General features: G+C 51.0%; 13 protein-coding genes. All 13 read right to left on the bottom strand.

What is annotated here, in order from left to right; genetic code table 11:
* Positions 1-43: 43 nt before the first annotated feature.
* The gene (locus VIS48_11190) at positions 44-2,701 is read right to left on the bottom strand and encodes a DUF5916 domain-containing protein (protein ID HEY9166714.1); all 2,658 of its coding nucleotides are present in this window, start codon (positions 2,699-2,701) and stop codon (positions 44-46) included.
* A 1-nt stretch (position 2,702) separates the two neighbouring features.
* Entirely contained in the window at positions 2,703-3,500 is a 798-nt protein-coding gene (locus tag VIS48_11185) for a DUF4097 family beta strand repeat-containing protein (protein ID HEY9166713.1), read from the bottom strand.
* Positions 3,501-3,519: 19 nt separating this feature from the next.
* A complete protein-coding gene (locus VIS48_11180; GenBank protein ID HEY9166712.1) occupies positions 3,520-4,659 on the bottom strand; it encodes a DUF4097 family beta strand repeat-containing protein in 1,140 nt (379 codons plus the stop codon).
* Position 4,660: 1 nt separating this feature from the next.
* Entirely contained in the window at positions 4,661-5,650 is a 990-nt protein-coding gene (locus tag VIS48_11175) for a HEAT repeat domain-containing protein (GenBank protein HEY9166711.1), read from the bottom strand.
* A 12-nt stretch (positions 5,651-5,662) separates the two neighbouring features.
* Positions 5,663-6,265, bottom strand: coding sequence for a sigma-70 family RNA polymerase sigma factor (locus VIS48_11170; protein ID HEY9166710.1), 603 nt, complete (start codon positions 6,263-6,265; stop codon positions 5,663-5,665).
* Positions 6,266-6,589: 324 nt separating this feature from the next.
* Positions 6,590-8,881, bottom strand: coding sequence for a S9 family peptidase (locus VIS48_11165; GenBank protein ID HEY9166709.1), 2,292 nt, complete (start codon positions 8,879-8,881; stop codon positions 6,590-6,592).
* A 170-nt stretch (positions 8,882-9,051) separates the two neighbouring features.
* Positions 9,052-9,846 carry a C1 family peptidase gene (locus VIS48_11160; protein HEY9166708.1) on the bottom strand — a complete coding sequence of 265 codons (795 nt, stop codon included), beginning with the start codon at positions 9,844-9,846 and terminating at the stop codon, positions 9,052-9,054.
* Between the two features lie 388 nt (positions 9,847-10,234).
* Positions 10,235-11,722 (bottom strand): glutamate synthase subunit beta, encoded by a 1,488-nt coding sequence (locus VIS48_11155; protein ID HEY9166707.1) that lies wholly within the window; start codon positions 11,720-11,722, stop codon positions 10,235-10,237.
* Positions 11,715-16,313 carry a glutamate synthase large subunit gene (gltB, locus tag VIS48_11150; GenBank protein HEY9166706.1) on the bottom strand — a complete coding sequence of 1,533 codons (4,599 nt, stop codon included), beginning with the start codon at positions 16,311-16,313 and terminating at the stop codon, positions 11,715-11,717. Before gltB ends, VIS48_11155 begins: the two co-directional genes overlap by 8 nt.
* Positions 16,314-16,694: 381 nt before the next feature.
* Positions 16,695-17,639: a UDP-glucuronic acid decarboxylase family protein gene (locus tag VIS48_11145; GenBank protein HEY9166705.1), complete on the bottom strand. Its 945-nt coding sequence runs from the start codon at positions 17,637-17,639 to the stop codon at positions 16,695-16,697.
* Between the two features lie 28 nt (positions 17,640-17,667).
* The gene (locus VIS48_11140) at positions 17,668-18,969 is read right to left on the bottom strand and encodes a UDP-glucose/GDP-mannose dehydrogenase family protein (protein ID HEY9166704.1); all 1,302 of its coding nucleotides are present in this window, start codon (positions 18,967-18,969) and stop codon (positions 17,668-17,670) included.
* 306 nt (positions 18,970-19,275) lie between these two features.
* Positions 19,276-20,145 (bottom strand): glucose-1-phosphate thymidylyltransferase RfbA, encoded by an 870-nt coding sequence (gene rfbA / locus VIS48_11135; protein HEY9166703.1) that lies wholly within the window; start codon positions 20,143-20,145, stop codon positions 19,276-19,278.
* A gap of 232 nt (positions 20,146-20,377) precedes the next feature.
* The gene (locus VIS48_11130; GenBank protein ID HEY9166702.1) at positions 20,378-21,976 is read right to left on the bottom strand and encodes a M28 family peptidase; all 1,599 of its coding nucleotides are present in this window, start codon (positions 21,974-21,976) and stop codon (positions 20,378-20,380) included.
* Between the last annotated feature and the right edge of the window lie 131 nt (positions 21,977-22,107).

The raw sequence follows: 22,107 nt of genomic DNA, 5'->3' as shown, positions 1-22,107 counted from the left end.
CATTACATTTCTTTAGCGTGCTATCCGATTTGAAACGAAGCTCTCAGGGATTGAACCAATAACTAATCTTGATCATGAAAACGTTATCGCCGCGTGTGGTCAGGAGACTTTTGAAATCCCGGTAGAACGCAAGATTGCCGGGATAATCCGTGTTGACTCGGTTCTGCGTCCAGACGAAGTACATTGTTGAACCAGGGAGGAATTCCCATCGTAGGACAGCGTCTCCGCGGAGCGATTTGAAATTGAAATTAGGATCGGAGAACGAGAATGGTTGAGCTGGACCGTTACCGTCAGGGTCTACTGTGTAAGTTCCATCTTCAAAAGACAGTATAGAACCGTTCTTGCCGTACGTGTTGAAGTCATAAGATGCCGGGCGCGAGAGCTCCCTGAGACCGGTATACTTTCCGGCCGACATAAGTGGCTGGAGATACATCTGAAGTGTAAGTTGAGGTGTGAAGGCCCAATCAACTCGAATGGTAGCCGAGAAAGTACTCTGGTCCATTGTTCCGAAAACGTATCTAGTCCCATAGGTCGAGGTGGCATACGGATCGGTAAAATTTCCGACCCATTGCGCACCTGAGGTCGATAAATCATAACTCGGCATGAACGCGATCGAAAGATTGCTTCCCGGTTTCCATGTGATTCCGGGAACCAGGTACAGGTCCCGGTCTCCCGTTTGATATTTGAGCGAATGAACCTCAAAGGAGGCCATCACTTCCTTCCGATTGTCACTTTGCAGTTGCCAATCAGTTTCCCAACCTGGGAGATTAAGCATTCGCGGTCCGCCGCGAGTTTCGAAGTCATTATAAGTTTGTGGATTAAAGGCGAAGTATCCATAAGCCGAATAATAATTCAGAAAAGTCACATTCGTCTGGACGAAATATCCGATCCAGGTCGGTTTGCCGCCGAAGTCATATGTCCTGTAGGTCGCAAAGTAGACATTGGCGTTTCGGGTGAACTCTCCGGGTTGGGACCACTGATAGCCCAGAACGATGTGTCCGTTCAACATATCGTCCCGCCACATGAATCCGAGATCGTTGACATCGAAGGCAGGATTGATAAATCCGAAAGCAGCATTGACGTAGAAGTCACCCTTCTGCTTATTAAGGGCGAACCGTCCTGCATATCCTGTAAGCGACCTTGCCGAGCTGTCCATATGAACGTAGCCTGCGTCGGGCCGTTGGAAGTAATGGATAGGATCCTCCTGGAGAGCAACCATTCTCGCAGAGTCGCCGCGAACGTGGCTGAACCCGGTCCAGCCGTTCACAACCCACACCTTGTCCTGATCAAGAAAAGTCCATCCATCCACAGCGAAAGCAAGCGAGCTGGAGTTGAGCTGATCGCGAAGAGAGGAGGATTGGAAGTCACTTTCGGACAAAGTTGTGATGAAACCGATTCCCTGCCGACCGTCGTTGAGTTCCTTTCGGAGCCTTGCGACTCCGTAGTAAGTGAGCGGCTCAATGGGCACATTGAATATGGTGCCGGAGGTGTCGACTCTTGCGGTTTCGCTTGCAGTCACCGCGCTAATGGCGCCGAGTGTCCATCCTTCACCGATCTTTCCAGTCATCTTCGCGGCAGTGATTATCTGCGTACCTGCAGGTTCGTCCACGAAAAGTGCGGAAGAAGGAACGCTTCCCTGAGGTGTACGTCCTATTCGTCTGCTGTAGAAGAAATTAGGATTGGAGAAGTTAAAGCTCCAGTTGTTGTTCGCGCCGCCATACCCGAAGTTGGTGAATATCTCCGCGCCCTCGATGAAGAACGGCCGCTTTTCCTGGTAATATGTTTCCACATCGCTGAGATTAACCACCGCAGGATCGACCTCGACCTGTCCGAAGTCGGGATTGACAGTAGCATCGAGAGTCAGGTTGTTTCCGATTCCAAGTTTGAAGTCGCCTCCAAATCCCGGCGTATATCTTGAGCCATCGTTGAACGGATTCCCTTCGCCGGGATTGAGATACTCAGCTTTCGTCGTGAAATAGGGAAGAATTTCTATCGGGCGTCTGGCATCGACGTCGTGGATCCCGTCGAGTTTCGCGAACCTGGATACAAACCCGCTGGAATTTTTCGGGGTATAGACCGCATAATCGTCTTCGTTATTTCTACCGATAAATCGTTCGAAGTCTATTCCCCAAACAAGCGAATCCGACTTATGGAATCGCAGCTGTGAGAAGGGGATCCTCATTTCAACTATCCAGCCGAGGGAATCGATCCTGGTTTTGGATTCCCACACGCCGTCCCAGCTGTTGTCGTTCCAGTCGTCATTGTAAAGCGTGCCGTCATAAATAGTTCCGGCGGCGTTGACTCCGAAATAGAAGCCGGACCTCCCGTCGTTGTAGGGATCAAAACCGACCATGAACTTGTCGGCAGACAGGTCCATGTCGCGTCTTCCGAGTCTTGCAACAATCGAATCGGGCGAAGTGTCGAACATCCTGGCCGCCACATAAATATTCTCGTCGTCATACGCCACCCACACTTCGGTGCGCTGGCTCGGTTTTGTCCCTTCATTCGGATCACGTTCGGTAAAGTCTGTAAACCCCGGTCCCTTCCAGACCGTCTCAGATAAGATTCCGTCGATACGTATGACAGAAGTCGTCCTGACGGCATGGACCCGCAGCGGCGACTTTCCGTCGGCTCCGGGTGTCGAGCCTGCCAACAGCAGCACAAACATCATGGTACAGTACACGGACCGGCGGGCTTTCAAATTAGTTGCTTCCTTCGTTTTTCAGGATTCTTACGCTGCCGTTCACGCTGTTCAAGTCGACGTCGGCTCCGCCTTTTCCAATATCGCCTTTGATCGAATCACCGATCCTGACCCCCCAGTCGTCATGATGCTTCTCATATGATGTCAGGCCGAAATCGTTACTGACATGTCCGGACTGGGTGCTTGCCTTAACACTGGCGTTCGCGTCCGCCGGAATCTTAATGGTCACCGTGCCGTTTACCGAGCCGAGTCTCGCACGAGCATCGGACGGAAGAGAAACAAACTCGGCACTTACCTTTCCGTTCACCGACTTAAGCTCGCACGACGCTTTCAGACCGGAAGCCTCCACCGAACCGTTTACGCTCGACGCCCTGACCGATCCTTCCGAGCCCGAGATCTCGACGGATCCGTTCACGGTTTTGATTTCATCCAGTTCAGCGTCCTTAGGAACGGTCAGGATATAATCAACACTTACACTCCCGTGATGGCCATGAGAATGGTCCTCATCAGGATATTGGGTGTCGATATCGACCGAGTTCTGAGTGGCGTCGACCTCTATCTTTAGTTGATCCATATCTTCCTGATCGTCAGCATACTTGACGGCATCCACCTTCACTTCATTCTTGTCCCAAACTTTTATTTCGACATCACCATTCACGTTCTGGAGACTGATCGTTCCCTTCGAAGCAAGCGGGTATGACTTGTGGAATTCTTCCTTCAGCCCGTTGCCGCCGGTCATAGTGTAAGCAGTGCACACCGACAAAAAAGTCATAGTAATTCCTGCGAGTAGAGCTTTCATCGCGACTCTCCTTCCTTTTTTAGCGTGAAAATGAACTGAGTTTCTGGATGTAGATGCTTCCCGATGAGGTCTGCAAATAGATCTCCGGGCCGCCGCCGTTCAGCGTGACTTCCGCATTTTGATTTCCAAATCCACTCGATCTCTTGTGCAGAGTGACAGGAAAATCTGAAACGATGGATTCCTCGTCTCCGCCATATACCTGGGCGTGCACTGTGACTTTTGCGTCGGACGGAATGTAGAGGTATACATCGCCGCCACTTGATTCGATCCGGCTGGATTCGTCTCCCTTAGGCGTGAACCCGACTTTAATCGTGCCGCCGGAGGAATTTACATCGACTGATCCGACGACATCCGATATAGTCACATCTCCGCCGGAGGTATTCGCGGAAATCCTGCCGTTCCCGGAGCTAAGAGTGATATCGCCACCTGACGTGTTGACGGAAATGCTTCCGCCGACTTTCCCGACAGAGATATCGCCGCTTGCAGTGGAGGCACGCAGTTCTCCTCCGACTTTCTGTATCGATATGTCTCCGCCTGCCGTGGAGGCATCGAGATCCTTTCCGACAGTTCCCACAGTTATCTCACCACCGGATGTAGTAATTTCCAGCTTACTGCCGGCGCGATCTACCTGGATATCGCCGCCGGAAGTGGTGAGGGTGGCGTCCTTCTGAACGTTGCGCACGACCACGTCTCCGCCGGATGTCCTTCCCTGAAGCGTACCATCGACCTCATCTATTTTGAGATCGCCCCCGGAAGTGGACATTTCCGCGTTTCCCGCGAGCGTGCCGCTGATTTCTACGTCGCCTCCTGATGTGGTTAGATCAACATTGAAGCTTTGCGGTACAAAGAATTCAAACCTCAAATCGCGATTCGAGGACCACCATCCGCTATGAGAACGGTATCTGACTGTCACCGTATTGCCTTCCTGATCAGATTCGACGCGGTCCGCATCGTCGCCGATATTACTCACAGTCATCTGCACTTGAGTCTTGTCCCACACCCTGATCCTGATGTCGCCGCTTCCGACCGAGACGACGAGTTTACCACCGTTAGACACGTTGAATGTTTTCTGCAAATCCGAATTTGAGTCGGCCTTGACTGCAGCAACGGTCGCAAACAGTAAAGCCAACAATGCGGATACTACATAAGTCTTTTTCATTTTAGAGCTCCGTGATTTCCTTCAGCATATCTGCTGCTTTTAGTCTGACATATTTATTTTGGTCTGAAGATGATTTTTCCTTTAAGATATCCAGCACTTTCGGATCGACTCTTGCGGCCTTAGCGGACGACGTACCCGAAGTGAACTCCTTTTCGGAAATCAAATTGATTGCCGCAACACGCAGTCCCGGATTGTTGTCATTCTTCAACACCGAGAGGACGGCATCTCTGACATCGTTGTCGAACGGAAGTTTTTGAAGCGCGACCAATGCCTGACGTCTCACCCCGACATTGTCGTCCGACAGGACAGCGCGGAGGAGTGCTTCCTTGATCTGAGCGTCCGGCCTGGCACTGGGCGAAGCATCGAGCATACCGATCGTTCGAAGACGCGTTCCAGGGTTGTCGGAATTTACAAGCGCATACGCAAGCACCTTTTGAATGTTGCGATCTTCGAGGGAGCCTTTCATTTCGTAACGCTTCATGAAATTGAATGAGAATCTCACTTCACCCGTTTTCTGATCCGTCGAAATAAACTTGACGTCGTTTATGGCCACGCTGTCCTGGTTTTGAGTAGAAAGTTCAGAGAGAAATCCCGCGCCCCCGATCGTGGCAGCCGGCTTCCGGTTGACGAGGACATAACTTGTAAGAGCTCCCACTGCAAGCATAACCACCGATACCACAGCAAGTGCGTAAGCGGGCACCTGAAACCGCCGCGTCTCAGAGCCGCGCCAACTTAGTCTTGTGACGCGGATTGTATGCGGATTTTCGTCGCGCAAAACGCGGCGGAAACTCTTTCTCGCTTCTTCAAGCGTACTTTCGACTACTCCCTGCGAGGAAGGTGACCCGACAGGCATGATGCGCGCCAGTTCATCGCGGAATTCTCTGCACCGCGAACAGGACGAAAGATGATTATCAAGTTTCCTGTCCTCAACTGGAGAAATCTCTTTGTAGTGCCTCAGTACGATAAGGCTTTCATATTTCCTGTGTCTCATGTTCATATTCTCCTACTCAAAAACCTCGACAAGTTCTTCCTGTAACCGCCGCACGGCCATGTACAAATGCTTCTTGATTGTACCGATGGTGCAATTTGAGATTGACGCAATCTCTTTCAATTTATATCCCTCGTAATGTTTCATCGTGAAGACCAGCCTCTGCATCGGTGACAGTACTGAAAGCGCACGCTCAATATGTTTCGCAAGTTCCATGCGCATGTATTCTCCTTCGACGGAGTCCGGCCCTGCTGACTCGGATATGATCGATCTGCCGTCCGCGTCGTCATCGCCTTTCATGATGTCCCTCTTGAATACTTCCGCGTCACGATTCTGACTCGATTTGAAACTGAGGCAGACGTTCGTCGCGATCCTGTAAAGCCATGTTGAGAATTCACTCCTGAACTCGAACTTACCAATCGCCCTGAACGCGCGGATCAGTGTCTCCTGGTAGATATCCTTTGCATCATCCGAGTTCCTCGCGTACGAAAACGCCAGCGACAGGACGTGGCGGTTGTATTTTTCAACTAGATTTTCGAACGCGTTCATGTCGCCTCTCTGTGCTCTCGACACGAGCTCGTTATCGGTTGTCAGCTCCTGCAAATTTTCCTCTGCCATTTGCTTTCTTGCCTCTTCATATCTTTCGACTCCGGACGTCTGAAAAAGGTTGGTGGGAAGGAAAAAGACCGCAATTTGAAACAGACAAGCGGTTTATTGGAACTACGGGATTTTGTCGTTCAAGTGTACCGTCAAAAAAGGGGGACGCGAACAAGCACGGCTATCGGCAAAATCAAAAGCACCCGAACATCGACTCTATAGTTGAGTGACTCCGCACAGGTGCGGGGGGAACTCCAGGTTCACCGCGACTCACTCTGATTTGTATTTGGAATCTACTACCGTCTTTGAAAGTGAGTCGCAGCGAGCAGTCGCAAGATTATTCCCTTACTTGTTCGCCTCCGCGTTCAGATTGGGCAGATCATTGCTTCCCTTTAGATAGCGTTCAAGATACTGGTAATAAACCTGGAACTCGAGAATGAAACTTTGAAAATTATATGCCGCTCCATGAGCTCCGGGCGGGAAGATTCTTAAGTCGACGTCCTTACCCGCGTTAGTGAGTGCGGTCAGGAGTTGCATCGTATTTACAGGATGAACATTGTCGTCGCTCATCGAATGGACAATGAGAAGATGTCCGCGTAAACTGTCGGCGTAAGTCATATCCGACGTCTTCGTGTACCCGTCCTTGTTTTCGTCGGGGAGACTCATGTATCTCTCAGTATAAATGTCGTCGTACAAATGCCAATCGGTAACTGGAGAGTTGGCAATCCCGACCTTGAACACACCCGGATGAGACAGCATCGTGAATGTCGTGCTGTACCCGCCGTAGCTTGTGCCCATTATTGCCATTTCATCTCCATTAACATAAGGTAGAGTCTTCAGGTATTTAGCCATCTCGACAAAATCATGACTCTCGTAGATGCCGAGCTGTTTGTACACGACCTTAAGGAACTTGCTTCCGTAACTGGCATTACCCCGATTGTTGACGTCCACAACGATGTAGCCATGTTGCGCCAGAAATTCCGTCCACGATGAACCTTCAAATGAGTTGTACACGGATTGCGATTCGGGGCCGCCATAGATGCCCATAACGACGGGATACTTCTTAGTGGAATCGAAGTCCATCGGCTTGACAATCGAGTAATCCAGTCTAACACCGTCGGAGGTAACGAAGCTGCTCAGAACCTTCGGTGAGTAGGCATGAGTCTGAATATACTGGCTGACATCTTTATTGTCCTCAAGTGTCTTGATCGTTTTGCCGTCCGATGAGCATAGCTCGACTTGCCGCGGCGTGGAAAAATTGCTGTATGTATTGAGATAGTAGCTGGTGTTAGGCGACATATTAATCTGGTGATAGCCCGACACATCAGTAAGGCGGGTCTCGTGTGAACCGTCGAACCTGATGGAGTACAATTCTTCTTCAAGTGGAGAAGCCTCCGCCGATGTGTAGTAAATAGTTTTGTTCTTCGGATCAATGCCTACGACCTTTATGACATCCCAGTCGCCTTCCGTCACCCGGTTGATCAGTTTGCCGCTGTAGGCGTATCTGTAAATCTGGTAGAACCCGCTTCGGTCCGAGACCCAGAAAAACTCTTTTGTTCCTTCGGGGAAATACATCATGTCATCGACGGCAGTATAGAAATTGAAAATCGCAACCCAGGTGTCGTTCTTCTCTTCCATGATCTTGGTCCGCTCACCGGTCCTCACGTTGAAGAAAAAGAGAGTGAGATCGTTTTGCTCGCGGTTAAGTGTAAGCATGGCGAGCACGTCCGGGTCGCTGGTCCAATATATTCGTGGAATGTAAAAATCGTCTCCGAGGCCGGGGTCGAGCCAGACAGTCTTGCCCGACTCAACGTCGACCACTCCTATCCTCACTGCAGGATTCGGATCACCCGGCTGTGGTATAGGGATCTTTACGTACTCAGGATGATTGCTTTCGAAATTCGTCATTCGGAAGATTGGCACCTTTCTCTCATTGAATTGCCAGAAGGCGATGTACTTGCTGTCAGGCGACCAGTTCCAGGCTTGTGGCTGACCGAACTCCTCTTCATAAACCCAATCGTAGTGCCCGTTAAAGATGCCCGTGTCGCCCGTAGCATCATTTGTAAGTTGGGTCTCCTTTTTCGAATCGAAATCATAAACGAACATGTTGCCTTCGCGTTCGATCCCGACCCTCTCGCCGCTGGGGGACAATTCCGCCGTGCGTGCGTCCTTCGCCGCGACTCTCAAGCTCTTCGTGTCGAGCGAGTAGATATAGTAATCCGATATTCCCGATCGCCGATAAATTCTTCTGAAATGTGTTTGAAAGAGAATATGCTTAGAATCGCGGGCCCATTGGAACGAAGAATAATTGAATGGCATGGACGTGTCGGGAAATGTCACTCCCTCGCCGTCAAAGACCAATTCGTCTTTCCCGGTTGCAGGGTCGAAAGTCCTGATCTCATTCTTCTTCGTCTCATTATTGACGGCGATATAAGAATACTCGTCCCCTCCATTTATCCAGTTGAGACTCTGGGGGCCCGATTTTCCGGCAAGCATCCTCCCGGAGCGCAGGGCGTCGGCAACGGATTTGTAGACCTCCTTCTCCTGCGCCAGCAACGATAATGAAGAGAAGAGCATTACCATTGCAATAGCAGCTGATAATCTGGAGAATGATTTCAAGGGCATATCGATTTTCATGATCAACTCCTTGGATTTATGATTGGAAAAACTGCATCAAAGATAAAGAGTTGTGATGTTTGAATCCAGAAGAGAAGGATAACGGGTGACTTTGTTCCCCCCGAGTGTAAAAGACAGCATCGACGCTCGGCGAAGATGTGCGTTCATTCGCGGAGCGTCGACCTTTCAATTTACTTTTTTGCTTTCTTAAGTGCCGGATTAAGTTCTACCAGTCTGATTGTCCAGAAGTCGTCCGAGAGATTCGGCTCCATCAGATAATCATATGGCATCGTGAAATATCCGGCGATGCCCCATGTGCTCCCCCAGCTGTTCCGAATGATAAAGCGCTTTGCTTTGTCATCATAGCCCGCCGCCATGACAGCATGGCCGCCGACCACCTGTTCCCTCTTGCCTGGCATGTTGAGTTTTCCCGTCTTTGCAACAGCTTCGGATTCAAACGATGCGTACACCGTAAATCCCAGAACAAACGGATAGCCGTCGGCAAGACAACCCTTCATTTGACTGAGGGTCCTTGTGACGCGGTGATATGAAAGGACCTGGTGCTTCAGAGCGTCCGCAAAGCAGGCATCATTGGGCTTCATGGTAAGAGCATTCGGATCGTAGGGCCATTCTTTTTCCGGGCAGACGCCGAGCTTATTGACGCTCTTTACTCCATCCCGGATTTGGGCACCGCTGTCCGAGTTTACGCTATGTTCCATCACGCGCTCGTTGTAGTAGATGAAAAGGCGCGAAGGCATGAAGTCGAGATTCACATTCTGCTTCTTCAATTCGAACTCGAACGCCGCTCCGATGGCGTTCGCAGTGCAGCTTCCGAGCTCTCCCTGATTATAGACTGAAGGGCACTGCATCCGGAGATCGACTTTAGGCGGGAGTTTTCTTACGATTGAGGGTGGAGCAGCATACACGAGATCGCGGCGATCCGGAAGGTCCGGCTGCCACCCGTAGCGCGAAATGTTCAGCGGCATGATTACCTCCTTCGATTAGTTTTCCAAGGTTACGCCCAATCCGTTTGCCGGCGACTAATCGCGGATCAATCTTATTCGGATAATGAAAAGTCTGGAGGTCCTTCTCCACCCCTGGCTGTTCGCAATCAATGTCCCGGCTCTCCTATCGGGCACATGTAAATATTAGCCCGTACAAATGGATTTGTCAAGCGGAGCAGACGGGAGACAGCCTTCCGATCGATTCGCTCACATCAGGGATAAAAAGTCGTGGAATTCATTGCCTCGGCGTTCGTGTTCGCTGGATTCCTAAATCGAGACAGGTTTAACTTCAACCCAGCGTTGGTTCTAACGAAATCGTCCCGCCATCAAATCAATTCCTGAGCGTGATGGACCCCGAGCGGGTCCCCGTTTACGCGGCGCTTCCTTCGACCGATCGAATTTCACCGGATGATAGCCGCGACTCCTCTGACGACAGGAAGCTGTGTACAGCGGCGGCGCACTTTCTCCCTTCCGCGATCGCCCACACAACCAACGATTGCCCGCGCCTCATATCGCCACACGCGAAGACTTTTTCCATCGTTGTCGCATGTGCGTTCTCGCCGTCTCCAAATGCCGCTTTCACATTTCCGCGCTGATCGAGTTCGAGACCCGCATCCTTCATCTGGTTCAAAAGTCCTTCATGGACGGGGTGAACAAAACCGGCTGCGATTAAGACGAGATCCGCCTTTAACTCGAATTCGGTACCCGGTATATCGATCAACTTGCCGTTTTCAAATTTTACCTGGTTGCACTGAAGCGATGAGACTTCACCTTTATCATTTCCGGAGAATGACTTGGTATTGATGCTCCACTTCCTCGCAACTCCCTCTTCGTGACTTGAGGAGGTCCTGAGTATCAAAGGCCAATAAGGCCACGGTGTGCTGTCGGGACGCTGATCTGCCGGCATCGGCAGGACTTCAATCTGAGTGACGGATTTCGCGCCCTGGCGGTTCGCAGTTCCGACGCAATCCGAGCCTGTGTCGCCGCCTCCAATGACGACGACGTCCTTGCCCGTGGCTACGATCTGGTTCTGTACGACATCGCCTGCATTAACGCGGTTTTGCATCGGTAAAAAATCCATCGCAAAGTGGATTCCGATCAGCTCCCTTCCGGGAATCGGAATGTCCCGGGGCGTCTCTGATCCACCTGCAAGAACTATTGCATCATATTTTTCCGAGATTTCCTCCACCGAAATATCCACGCCGACATTTACTTTCGTCCTGAACTCCACGCCTTCGACCGTCATTTGTTCGACGCGTCTGTCGATCACGTGTTTGTCCAACTTGAAATCAGGAATGCCATAACGAAGGAGACCTCCGATCCGGTCGTTCTTCTCGAACACCGTCACGAAATGCCCTGCGCGGCATAACTGCTGAGCCGCCGCAAGACCAGACGGGCCTGAGCCGATCACCGCCACGCGCTTGCCGGAGAGGACATATGGCATCCTGGGCTTGACCCAGCCTTCTTCCCAACCTTTGTCGATTATTGTGCGTTCAATAGATTTGATGGTGACAGGTTCTTCGTTTATCCCGAGTGTGCATGCTGTCTCGCAAGGCGCGGGACAGAGTCGACCTGTAAATTCGGGAAAATTGTTTGTCGATAACAAATTCTCGAGCGCTTCCCGCCATTGGCCCATATAGACCAGGTCGTTCCATTCTGGAATATAGTTTTGTACCGGGCACCCGGTATCACCGTGACAAAACGGAATTCCGCAGTCCATGCACCGCGCCGCCTGGATCTTTGCGTCCTCGCGGTGAAATCTGCTCTCGAATTCCTTGAAATGCTTTACACGCGTTTCAACAGCTTCGTGTTCCGGCAGGATGCGCTTGTACTCTTTGAATCCCGTGGGCTTACCCATTCACAACCTCCTTCTCTGCCGGACCATGTTCCACGACAGTGACGATCTTCCTCTCTTCCTCCTGTCTCGCAAGAGCTTTCCGGTATTCTTCCGGAACGATCTTCCAGAAGTTGTCTTTCTCAGTGCTCCAGTTTGTCAAAATATATTCGGACCTTTTTGATTCGGTATATTCGTGATGCTTCTGTACCATGGTGTAAATTTCGGCAATGTCATCCTCGTAAATCAGGTACTCGACAGCCACCATAGCATGATTGATATACTTCTCCGCGACTTTATCCGGATCCCAGATGTATGCGATGCCCCCGGACATTCCGGCCGCGAAATTCCGTCCGATCTTTCCGAGGACCGCGACTCTGCCGCCGGTCATATATTCGCAACCATGATCACCGACACCTTCGATCACCGCGTAAGCGCCGGAGTTTCGTACTGCGAATCTTTCTCCGGACACGCCATTTATGTACGCTTCACCGCTCGTTGCGCCATAGAGACAAGTATTGCCTATAATAATGTTTTCGGCGGGATCAAACGTAACTTCCGGCGGCACTTTCACGATCAATCTTCCGCCAGAAAGTCCCTTACCCGTGTAATCGTTCGATTCGCCCGTAAGATTCAGCTCGACACCTCTCGACAGGAATGCGCCGAAGCTCTGTCCGGCGGTACCCCGGAGCTGGATCTTTATGGTCCCGTCCGGCAAGCCTTCGTCACCGTATCGCTTGGCAATTTCTCCGGACAACATGGCACCGACTGTCCGGTTGATATTTCTGATTCGCTTTTGGATTGTCACTTGAGTCCCGTCATTCAGAGCCGGTTCTGAGAGTTTTATCAGCTCATGGTCCAGTTGATTTTCGAGCCCATGGTCCTGACCGCGAGATCTGAAGAGTCCCGTCTCATAAATCGGTTTCGGCTTGTAAAGAGGTTTAGACAAATCCAGTCCGCGCGCCTTCCAGTGATCGTTCAGCCTGATCGGAAGAATCTTGTCGGTTTGTCCTACCATATCATTAAACTTCCTGAACCCCAGTGAAGCCATGAGTTCTCTGACTTCCTCGGCGATATAGAACATGAAGTTGACCACATATTCCGGCTTGCCTGAGAATTTCTTCCTCAGGTCGGGATCCTGGGTCGCGACTCCGACCGGACACGTATTGAGATGACACTTCCTCATCATTATGCAGCCTTGCGTGACAAGCGGTGCGGTTGCGAATCCGAATTCTTCCGCGCCGAGAAGTGCAGCGATCACTACATCGCGACCTGTCTTCATCTGACCATCAGCTGCAAGATACACGCGATCTCGAAGCCCATTGAGAACAAGTGTCTGATGGGCCTCGCTCAATCCGAGCTCCCACGGCGAACCCGCGTACTGGATCGAAGAGATCGGGCTCGCTCCCGTTCCTCCGTCGTGACCGGAGATAAGTATATGATCTGCGTGTGCTTTTGCGACACCTGCTGCTATCGTACCGACACCGACTTCGGAGACAAGTTTCACGCTGATGCGCGCATAAGGGTTGACATTTTTCAAATCGAATATCAGCTGCTTCAGGTCTTCGATTGAGTAGATATCATGGTGCGGAGGCGGACTGATCAGAGTCACACCGGCAATGCTGTGCCTGACCTTCGCGATTATTTTGTCCACCTTGTGGCCGGGGAGTTGACCCCCTTCACCCGGTTTCGCGCCCTGAGCCATTTTGATTTGAAGCTCGTCGGCATTCACCAGATACTCGGCAGTGACTCCGAATCTGGCGGATGCCACTTGCTTGATCGCCGACCGCATGCTGTCGCCGTTCGGAAGCCGTTTGAACCGATCGGTCTCTTCGCCCCCTTCACCTGTATTCGACTTCCCACCGATCCGGTTCATTGCCATGGCGAGCGACGTGTGCGCTTCGCGCGAGATAGAGCCGAAGCTCATTGCTCCGGTAGCAAATCTCTTGACAATTTCTGAAGCGGGTTCGACTTCTTCTATCGGGACATTAGTACCGCTGGCGTCAATTTCAAAAAGACTTCTCAATGTGACCCGGCGTTTGTCCTGATTGTTTATGAAGTCGGTATATTCCTTAAATGTCTTGTAATCGCCGCGTCTCGTGCTCAGTTGCAGCTTCGAGATCGTGAGCGGGTTCCAAAGATGGTTTTCGCCGTCGCGCCTGTAATGGTAAAGTCCTCCCACATCGAGAGTGCTTTGATCGATCTGCGGGTCGAGAGCATGCACGTGCCTCTTTATCGTCTCCTGTTCCAGCATCTCGAGACTTAGCCCCTCGATGCGGGTCGCGGTGCCCGTGAAATAATTTTCGACTATTTCACTGTCGAGGCCTACAGCTTCAAAGATCTGGGCACCACAATACGACTGCAGCGTGCTTATCCCCATCTTGCTGAAAATCTTAAAGAGTCCTTTGCTTACGGCCTTTACGAAATAATTCTTGGCGGCTTTGTAGTCCTTGACGTCCGGGAGAAACCCTTTTTCCGTGAGGTACGCAAGAGTCTCGTAAGCGACATAAGGGTTGATTGCATTCGCACCATAACCGCACAAGAGGGCGAAGTGGTGTACCTCGCGAGGCTCTCCGCTCTCAACGATGATGCCCGTCCTTGTTCTCAATCCGGCTCGCAGCAGCGAGTGATGAACGCTTGCAGTTGCGAGGAGGCTCGGTATTGCCGCACAATTCCTGTCAACTCCTTTGTCGGAGAGGATTATCAAAGATATCCCGTCCTTCACAGCATCAACTGCTTCCGCACATATCTGGTCCATTCTCTCGCGCATGTTGTGACGGACGCCGGGATTGAACAGAAGCGGGATCGTAATCGATTTGAAATGTCCCTTCGCGATGTTTCTTATTTTTTCCATCTGCGAATTCGAAAGAAGCGGGTGCTCGAGCTCGAGCCTGTGTGCGTGTAGAGGAGTCTCGGAAAGAAGATTCTGTTCCGGACCGACGTATGTAGTCAGTTCCATCACGAGCTCTTCTCTGATCGCGTCTATCGGAGGGTTCGTAACCTGGGCGAACAGCTGTTTGAAATATCTGAAAAGCATTTGCGGGCGTTCCGAGAGCACGGAAAGAGCCGCATCCGATCCCATTGAGCCGACGGCTTCTTCGCCTTTTGACGCCATCGGGAGCATCACGTCGAAAATATCTTCCTTCGTGTATCCGAATATTCTCTGACGCATGTGCAGCGTTCCGAAATCAGCATTATAAATGTTGGCGGGGGTCGGAAGGTGAGACAACTTGATCATGTTGTCGTTGACCCACTTCCGGTACGGTTTCTTCGTTACGATCTCACGCTTTACTTCTTCGTCTTCGATTATCCTTCCCTGCTTGAGGTCAAGAATAAACATCCTTCCAGGCTGGAGTTTTCCCTTCTTCGCCACATTGTCCGCATCGACGCTGAAAGTGCCGGCCTCCGACGTGAGAACGACCAGCCCGTCTTTCGTCACCACATATCTGGAGGGTCTCAGACCGTTCCGGTCGAGAGTAGCGCCAATGATATTGCCGTCCGTGAAGACGACAGCCGCAGGTCCGTCCCACGGCTCCATCATCGTTGCGTGGTATTCGTAAAATGCCTTCCTGTCCGGGTCCATCAAATCATTTTTTGACCATGCTTCAGGAATCATCATCATCATCGCGTGAGGAAGGCTTCGCCCGCTCATGATGAGAAGTTCCAGAACGGAGTCGAACGTGGCGGAGTCGCTTTGACCTTCCATTATGATCGGGAGCATCCTCCTGAGATCTTTCCCGAAATATGGCGACTCCATGACCGCCTGTCTCGCAGCCATCCAGTTCTTGTTGCCGCGGAGCGTGTTGATCTCGCCGTTATGAGCGATAACTCGGAACGGATGCGCAAGATCCCAGGTTGGAAATGTGTTCGTAGAAAATCTGAGATGGAGCATTACCATCGCGGACTTCATGTCTTTATCCGACAGGTCTTTATAGTATGCGACCAGCTGTGGAGCAAGGAGCATACCTTTATATATCAGGATCTTGCTTGAGAACGAAGGAACATAGTACTCGCTTCTGTCGCAGTCCAATTCCGCGCGAACTCTGTGATCAATGATTCTACGGATCGTGTAGAGTTTTCTTTCAAATTCATCCTGACTCTCTATCGACTTGTTGGCTGATATGAAACATTGCCTGATAAACGGTTGCGTTGCGCGCGCCCCTCTTCCGGGAACGGAAGGATCGACAGGCACATCTCTCCAGCCCAGAAATTTTTGGTTCTCATCGATGACGATTTTCTCGACAATATTTTCGACAGCCTTTCGCCTTATCGGGTCCTGCGGCAGGAACATCATCCCGACGCCGTACTTTCCTTCGGCCGGGAGTTTGATTTTCTTTTCGCCAGCCGCTTTTCGAATGAATTCGTCCGGCATCTGGATCAAGACACCGGAGCCGTCGCCGGTTTCCGGATCAGCTCCGACAGCGCCACGGTGCTCGAGATTCTTCAAGATGTCGAGACCCTTGTCGATGATCGACCGGGACTTTCTTCCTTTGATGTCCGCGACAAATCCCATCCCGCAGGCGTCGTGTTCAAACGCCGGGTCGTACATTCCCTGATTTCTCACGAAGTCTTTACCGTGTTGCATTACCAACGATCCGCTTTCACTTTCTTTCATTTCAAAAGTTCTCCACACGAAATTCTACACTATACTTATACTTCCGCCCCCACCGCGAAGCAATCAACATCCAACAGAATTTATTTCGGCGGTTAATTAATTTAGATTTTCACGTCAAATATTGAAATAAATTAGGCGAACGAGCCAAATCTTGTGCTCCGGCCATTAGTAGCTAAAGACGTCGAGGGGTGTTGAAGAAATCAGGTGAATCCGCGAGAGCGCAATGAAAACATTCAAACACCGGTGGCGACCCGGTTCATTCGTGGAGCAGCGGGGCCGATCATGAAGGCGTATGACTTGAACTGACATTCGAGGTGACCGTGCGGAGACACTCGTCGAATTAAACAGCCCGCAGATTCAAGAATGAATTACGACACTCTCTTAGGAAGTAAGACGGAGTTTCTCTTTGAAGTAGCCGATGGTTCTCCTAAGGCCCTCCTTCCTCGGTATTCCCGGCTCCCAACCGAGGAGTCCCTTAGCTTTGGAGATATCCGGCTGTCTTACTTTCGGATCATCTTCGGGGAGCGGCTTGAAAACTATTTTACTCTTGCTCCCTGTGAGCTCGATTATCTCTTTCGCGAACTGGAGAATCGTGATCTCGTCGGGATTGCCGATATTGATCGGCTCATTATGGGCGGAACGAAGAAGACGAACAATTCCTTCGACAAGATCATCGACATAGCAGAAGCTGCGTGTCTGGGTGCCGTCGCCGAAGGCTGTGAGATCTTCGCCAAGGAGAGCCTGCTTGACGAACGCAGGAAGGACACGTCCGTCATCGAGCCGCATACGCGGGCCGAACGTGTTGAATATCCTGACGATCCTGGTATCCAGTCCGTGGTACCTGTGGTAAGCCATTGTCATCGCTTCGGAGAATCTCTTCGCTTCGTCGTAAACGCCGCGCACGCCGATAGGATTTACATTTCCCCAGTACTCCTCTCTCTGAGGATGCATGAGCGGATCGCCGTAAACTTCGCTCGTGGACGCGAGGAGGAAACGGGCGCCCTTTGCCTTTGCGAACCCGAGTGCCTTGTGAGTTCCGAGCGAACCGACTTTCAACGTTTGGATCGGGAGTTTGAGATAATCGATCGGCGAGGCAGGACTTGCGAAATGAAGGACAGCATCTATGGGTCCATCAACGTAAATAAAATCAGTGACGTTGTACTGGATGAATCTGAATTGCGGGTTGCCTATCAAATGCGCGATATTGTCGGGGCTCCCAGTGAGAAAGTTGTCCATGCATACCACATCGTCGCCTTCAGCGAGAAACCTGTCACACAAGTGTGATCCGATGAAACCAGCTCCGCCTGTGATCAATACCCTGGACATTTGTGTTCCTCTGTCGTTTCTTCCGGCATTATTTCCTGCCGATCCCGTAATATGTGAAACCGCGCGCTCTCGTCCTGTCGGCGTTATAAATATTCCTGCCGTCGAACAGTACGCTCTCTTTCATAAGGGCCTTCATCCTGGCAAAGTCAGGCTCTCTGAATTCCTGCCATTCAGTAACGAGGACCAGAGCGTCTGCGCCTTTCAATGCGGAATATTGATCCTTTGCATAAGTAATCTTCTTCCCGAATATCGCCTTCGCATTTTGAACGGCGACAGGATCAAAGGCGGAAATCTCAGCGCCACTCTTGAGGAGACTTTCTATCAGGACTACCGACGGAGCTTCGCGCATGTCATCCGTTTTCGGTTTAAAGGAAAGGCCCCAGACGGCAAACTTCTTCCCCTTCAGATTCTCACCGAAATGTTTCTTGATTTTCTGCGGAATGACCCGCTTCTGTTCTTCATTGACGGCGTTGACGGCTGATACGATAGGAGTTCCGACGGATGTTTCTTCACCCATCTTTATGAGCGCTCTCACGTCTTTCGGGAAGCAGCTCCCGCCCCATCCAATTCCGGGGAAGAGAAACTTCGGACCTATCCTGGCATCATAGCCCATTGCTGTCCTGATCTTGTCGATGTCGGCGCCCAGTTTTTCACAGAGCCTCGAAATTTCATTCATGAAGGAGATGCGCGTCGCCAGAAACGCGTTCGCCGCGTACTTGACCATCTCCGCGCTTCTAATCTCCATGACGAGAACAGGCGCGCCTGTTCGGACAAATGGTTCGTAAACGTCGCGCAGGACTCTTTCCGCTGCCTGATCCTCAACCCCTATTACGACCCTGTCAGGGAACATGAAGTCCTGAATGGCATTCCCTTCCTTAAGGAACTCCGGATTGGATGCCACGATAAAATCATTCTTACCATGTTTCTTGAAAAGGTCGCGGAGCCTATCGCCCGTGCCAACGGGCACCGTGCTTTTAGTGACGATAATTTTAGGGCCGCTTGTACTCTTCGCGATATCGCCTGCCACCTGAAGCACTTGAGAGAGATCGGCGCCTCCATCAGCTCCCGGCGGCGTCGGCAGACAGAGGAATATGATCTCCGCTTCTTCCACCGCTTCCCGAAGCGAGGTTGAAAATAGAAGTCTCTTCGCATCGATGTTCTTAATGAGAAGTGAATCGAGATTCGGTTCGTAAATGGGTGATTTACCTTTTTTCAGCCACGCGACCTTGCGCGAGTCGACATCCATGCAGACCACCTGATTCCCGGTTTCGGCAAGACAGGTGCCCGTTACGAGTCCGACGTATCCGGTTCCAATAACTGAGATTTTCATCTTAAGATTATTCCTGGCAGTTTATCTTGAGAAATGATCACGCGCCCCGCGATGCTTGCGGCTGGATTTGCGGAAGCGGCAGTGTTTGTGATGAGGTTATGGATCAAGATTTTAAAAGATACAACGCACGACAAATAAATTCCACGCTCCAGCCGGGGCACAAACGGAATTCGTGACAATATTTTCGGAACGACTGTTGGCCTTGACGATCAGACACATTCATGGAGATCGGATCCGTCCTCAAGAATGAAGTCAGCGTTAACGGAGAAGAAAAGAGGAGACGGAGGCGCGTATTCTTTCAGCGGCTCATCCAAGAACTGTTCTTAGGTAGTTTCCATAATCATTATTCATCTCAGAAGCTGCGGCTTCCAGCTGTGTCCTCGAGATCCACTTTTGAAGAAAGGCTATTTCTTCGACGCAAGCGATCTTGAGTCCCTGGCGCTTCTCGATCGTCTGGATGAAAAGTGAAGCCTCCATCATGCTTTCATGAGTACCGGTATCCAGCCAAGCCATTCCGCGTCCCATTAGCTCCACCCTCAACTTTTTCTTCTGAAGGAATTCCTGGTTGACGCTGGTGATTTCCAGTTCGCCGCGAGCCGACGGCTTAACACGCCTGGCAACATCCACGACGGAGTTGGGATAGAAGTATAACCCGACAACGGCGTAATTGCTTTTCGGAGATTTCGGTTTCTCCTCGATGGATACGACCTCTTTCTTCGAGTTAAGTTCAACGACTCCGTAACGCTCTGGATCATTGACATAATATCCGAAGATGACGCCCTTCTTTTTCGATTCGACATACCTTACGGCCTGATTCAGAAGCCCTGTGAGTCCGTGGCCGTGAAAGATGTTGTCGCCGAGTATGAGGCAGACATTATCCTTACCGATGAACTTTTCGCCGATGATAAACGCCTGGGCAAGTCCCTCCGGCCGCGGCTGCTCCGAGTAAGAAAATTTCATCCCGAATCTCGACCCGTTTCCGAGCAACTCCTCAAACCTCGAAAGATCGGTAGGAGTAGAAATAATAAGAACATCCCTGATCCCTGCAAGCATGAGTGTTGACAGAGGGTAGTACACCATCGGCTTGTCATAGACCGGGAGGAGTTGTTTGCTTATCACTTTGCTGATAGGATAGAGTCTCGTGCCGCTGCCGCCTGCTAGAATGATTCCTTTCATCGCGTTTCCTGAAAGCAAGTTGGGAAAATTTTATGAGCAACCCGAATAAGTTTCGGCTGGGCCGCCACGTTTGACAGAAGAGATTACACTTCGCGCGTTAGCTTTTCAAGTGGTTTCTTGGTGAGGCGTCAAATGGTTGCATGCAGGTCCTGCCCACGCCAATCGGGTGAGCTGCTTAGAAGAAAGGGCAGGCGATGCCTGCCCCGTTCCCCTAAATTATCGGATGTGTTCCCTATCTTCTACCGGACTGCGAGGCATCGATGGATTTCCTCGGGAATTGGCCGTCCATCATGGAGGCATCATATGCAAAAGCAGCCATCATGGTCGCCGATTGCTTGAGATCATCTGCCGGCGCCCTGTCGTACAGGTCCATTATTGAATGATGCGTGATCGTTCCGTAGTCGATAGGATCCTGGATGAATTGGAACCCGGGAAGTCCGACTGCATCGAACGAGAGGTGATCGGTGCCGCCGGTATTGTTCAGCGAAATGGTAGAGGCACCCATTGACTGAAACGGCTCAAGCCAATTCCTGAAAATCGTTCTCGCGGCCTCATTTCCCTGGAGATAAATTCCTCTGAATTTTCCCGCTCCGTTATCATCGTTGAAGTACACCTGGAACTTTTCCGATTCGGGTTTCATTACTGCCGGTCCTTCAGGCGCGAACCAGGTGCCTCCTCTTGTCCCGAAATGATGCTCAACGTAAGCGTGTGAACCGAACAAGCCTTCCTCCTCACCTCCCCACAACGCGATTCTAATTGTCCTTCGCGGGTGAAGCCCGATTGCATTAATGGTTCTCATTGCTTCGAGGCACACTGCCGAGCCCGTACCATTATCCGTCGCACCCGTAGCGCCCTGCCAGCAATCGAAGTGAGCACCGATCATCACAACCTGGTCCTTCAAATCTGATCCTGGAATTTCACCGACAATATCGTATCCCGAATCAGCCTTTGTGAATTCAACTTGCAGATTCATTTCTAGTTGTGGATGTTCACCTTTCTGGATCATTCTCACGAGGCGGTTGTAGTGTTCAGCCCCAACGGCAATCTGGGGAACGATCTTCGGACCATCCGGGGTCCAAACATTCGGCCGTTGGTCGTAGGGCACATCGGGATCGACAGGGACCGATGCCTGCTGGACGAATACATTTCCATCATCGCCGGCCGCTTCTGTGAGTACAGCCGCTGCTCCCTCATCCTTGCACATTTGCAGCTCTTCAGAATTCAGTTTTATCCTGGCACGCATCTCAGGAGACATCTCGAATCGAAATCTCCTTGTCTCGGGCGCAGCGTTGGCCAGCTTAAGCAAGGTTGAGTCGGGTATCCTCGTTGCAAGCGGCTGGAAACGCGGACTCAGTTCCCTGGGCTTGTCAATCATGACAAACTTCCCTTTCAGTTTTCCCTTGAAGCTCTGAAGCTCATCGAGGTTTGAGACATTGAGGTATACGATGTCGCCAGTCTCATCGACTCCCGGTGACCACGCCTTCGGATATGAAATAAGAGGAAACACTTGCTTGTCGACCACGTTTGCGGAATAACCTTTCAGCTCCCAACCTTTGCCCACCGGCGTCCAGCTTTCAAGATGGACATTTGAAAGTCCGAACGCTCGCATCTCATCCATTGCCCACTCCGCGGCGTTTTTGAACGCAGGAGACCACGTGAGTCGCGGGCCATAGACGTCTGATATGTAACTCAATATCTCCATTACGCGGGAACTGTCCTGCTCCGCCGCTATCAACTTCGCGACAGATGCGGAATCATAACTAACTGATTGACCGAACGAGGTCGGGTTCGTTACAGCGAGAACAAACATGCACGTAAAAAGGGTTTTCATCATGGAACTCCTTTCAGGCTTTTGATGGAATAGGAAAAGCTCGATGAGAACTAAGATAAGACTTGATTCGGGAAATTAGAATCGTGTCCGGAAGGAAAAAGAAAGATGATATAATACCAAAGGCGCATAAA

Source organism: Candidatus Kryptoniota bacterium, assembly GCA_036567965.1.
In the GTDB taxonomy this organism is placed as follows: Bacteria; Bacteroidota; Ignavibacteria; order Kryptoniales; family JAKASW01; genus JAKASW01.
This window is presented reverse-complemented; position numbering and strand designations above follow the sequence as displayed.

Coding starts and splice junctions, on each gene's coding strand:
- VIS48_11170 (HEY9166710.1), bottom strand. CDS start 6,265: ATGGCAGAGGAAAATTTGCAGGAGCTGACAACCGATAACGAGCTCGTG.
- VIS48_11140 (HEY9166704.1), bottom strand. CDS start 18,969: ATGAAAATCTCAGTTATTGGAACCGGATACGTCGGACTCGTAACGGGC.
- VIS48_11180 (HEY9166712.1), bottom strand. CDS start 4,659: ATGAAAAAGACTTATGTAGTATCCGCATTGTTGGCTTTACTGTTTGCG.
- rfbA (HEY9166703.1), bottom strand. CDS start 20,145: ATGAAAGGAATCATTCTAGCAGGCGGCAGCGGCACGAGACTCTATCCT.
- VIS48_11185 (HEY9166713.1), bottom strand. CDS start 3,500: ATGAAAGCTCTACTCGCAGGAATTACTATGACTTTTTTGTCGGTGTGC.
- VIS48_11155 (HEY9166707.1), bottom strand. CDS start 11,722: ATGGGTAAGCCCACGGGATTCAAAGAGTACAAGCGCATCCTGCCGGAA.
- VIS48_11175 (HEY9166711.1), bottom strand. CDS start 5,650: ATGAGACACAGGAAATATGAAAGCCTTATCGTACTGAGGCACTACAAA.
- VIS48_11160 (HEY9166708.1), bottom strand. CDS start 9,846: ATGCCGCTGAACATTTCGCGCTACGGGTGGCAGCCGGACCTTCCGGAT.
- VIS48_11165 (HEY9166709.1), bottom strand. CDS start 8,881: ATGAAAATCGATATGCCCTTGAAATCATTCTCCAGATTATCAGCTGCT.
- VIS48_11130 (HEY9166702.1), bottom strand. CDS start 21,976: ATGAAAACCCTTTTTACGTGCATGTTTGTTCTCGCTGTAACGAACCCG.
- gltB (HEY9166706.1), bottom strand. CDS start 16,313: ATGAAAGAAAGTGAAAGCGGATCGTTGGTAATGCAACACGGTAAAGAC.
- VIS48_11145 (HEY9166705.1), bottom strand. CDS start 17,639: ATGTCCAGGGTATTGATCACAGGCGGAGCTGGTTTCATCGGATCACAC.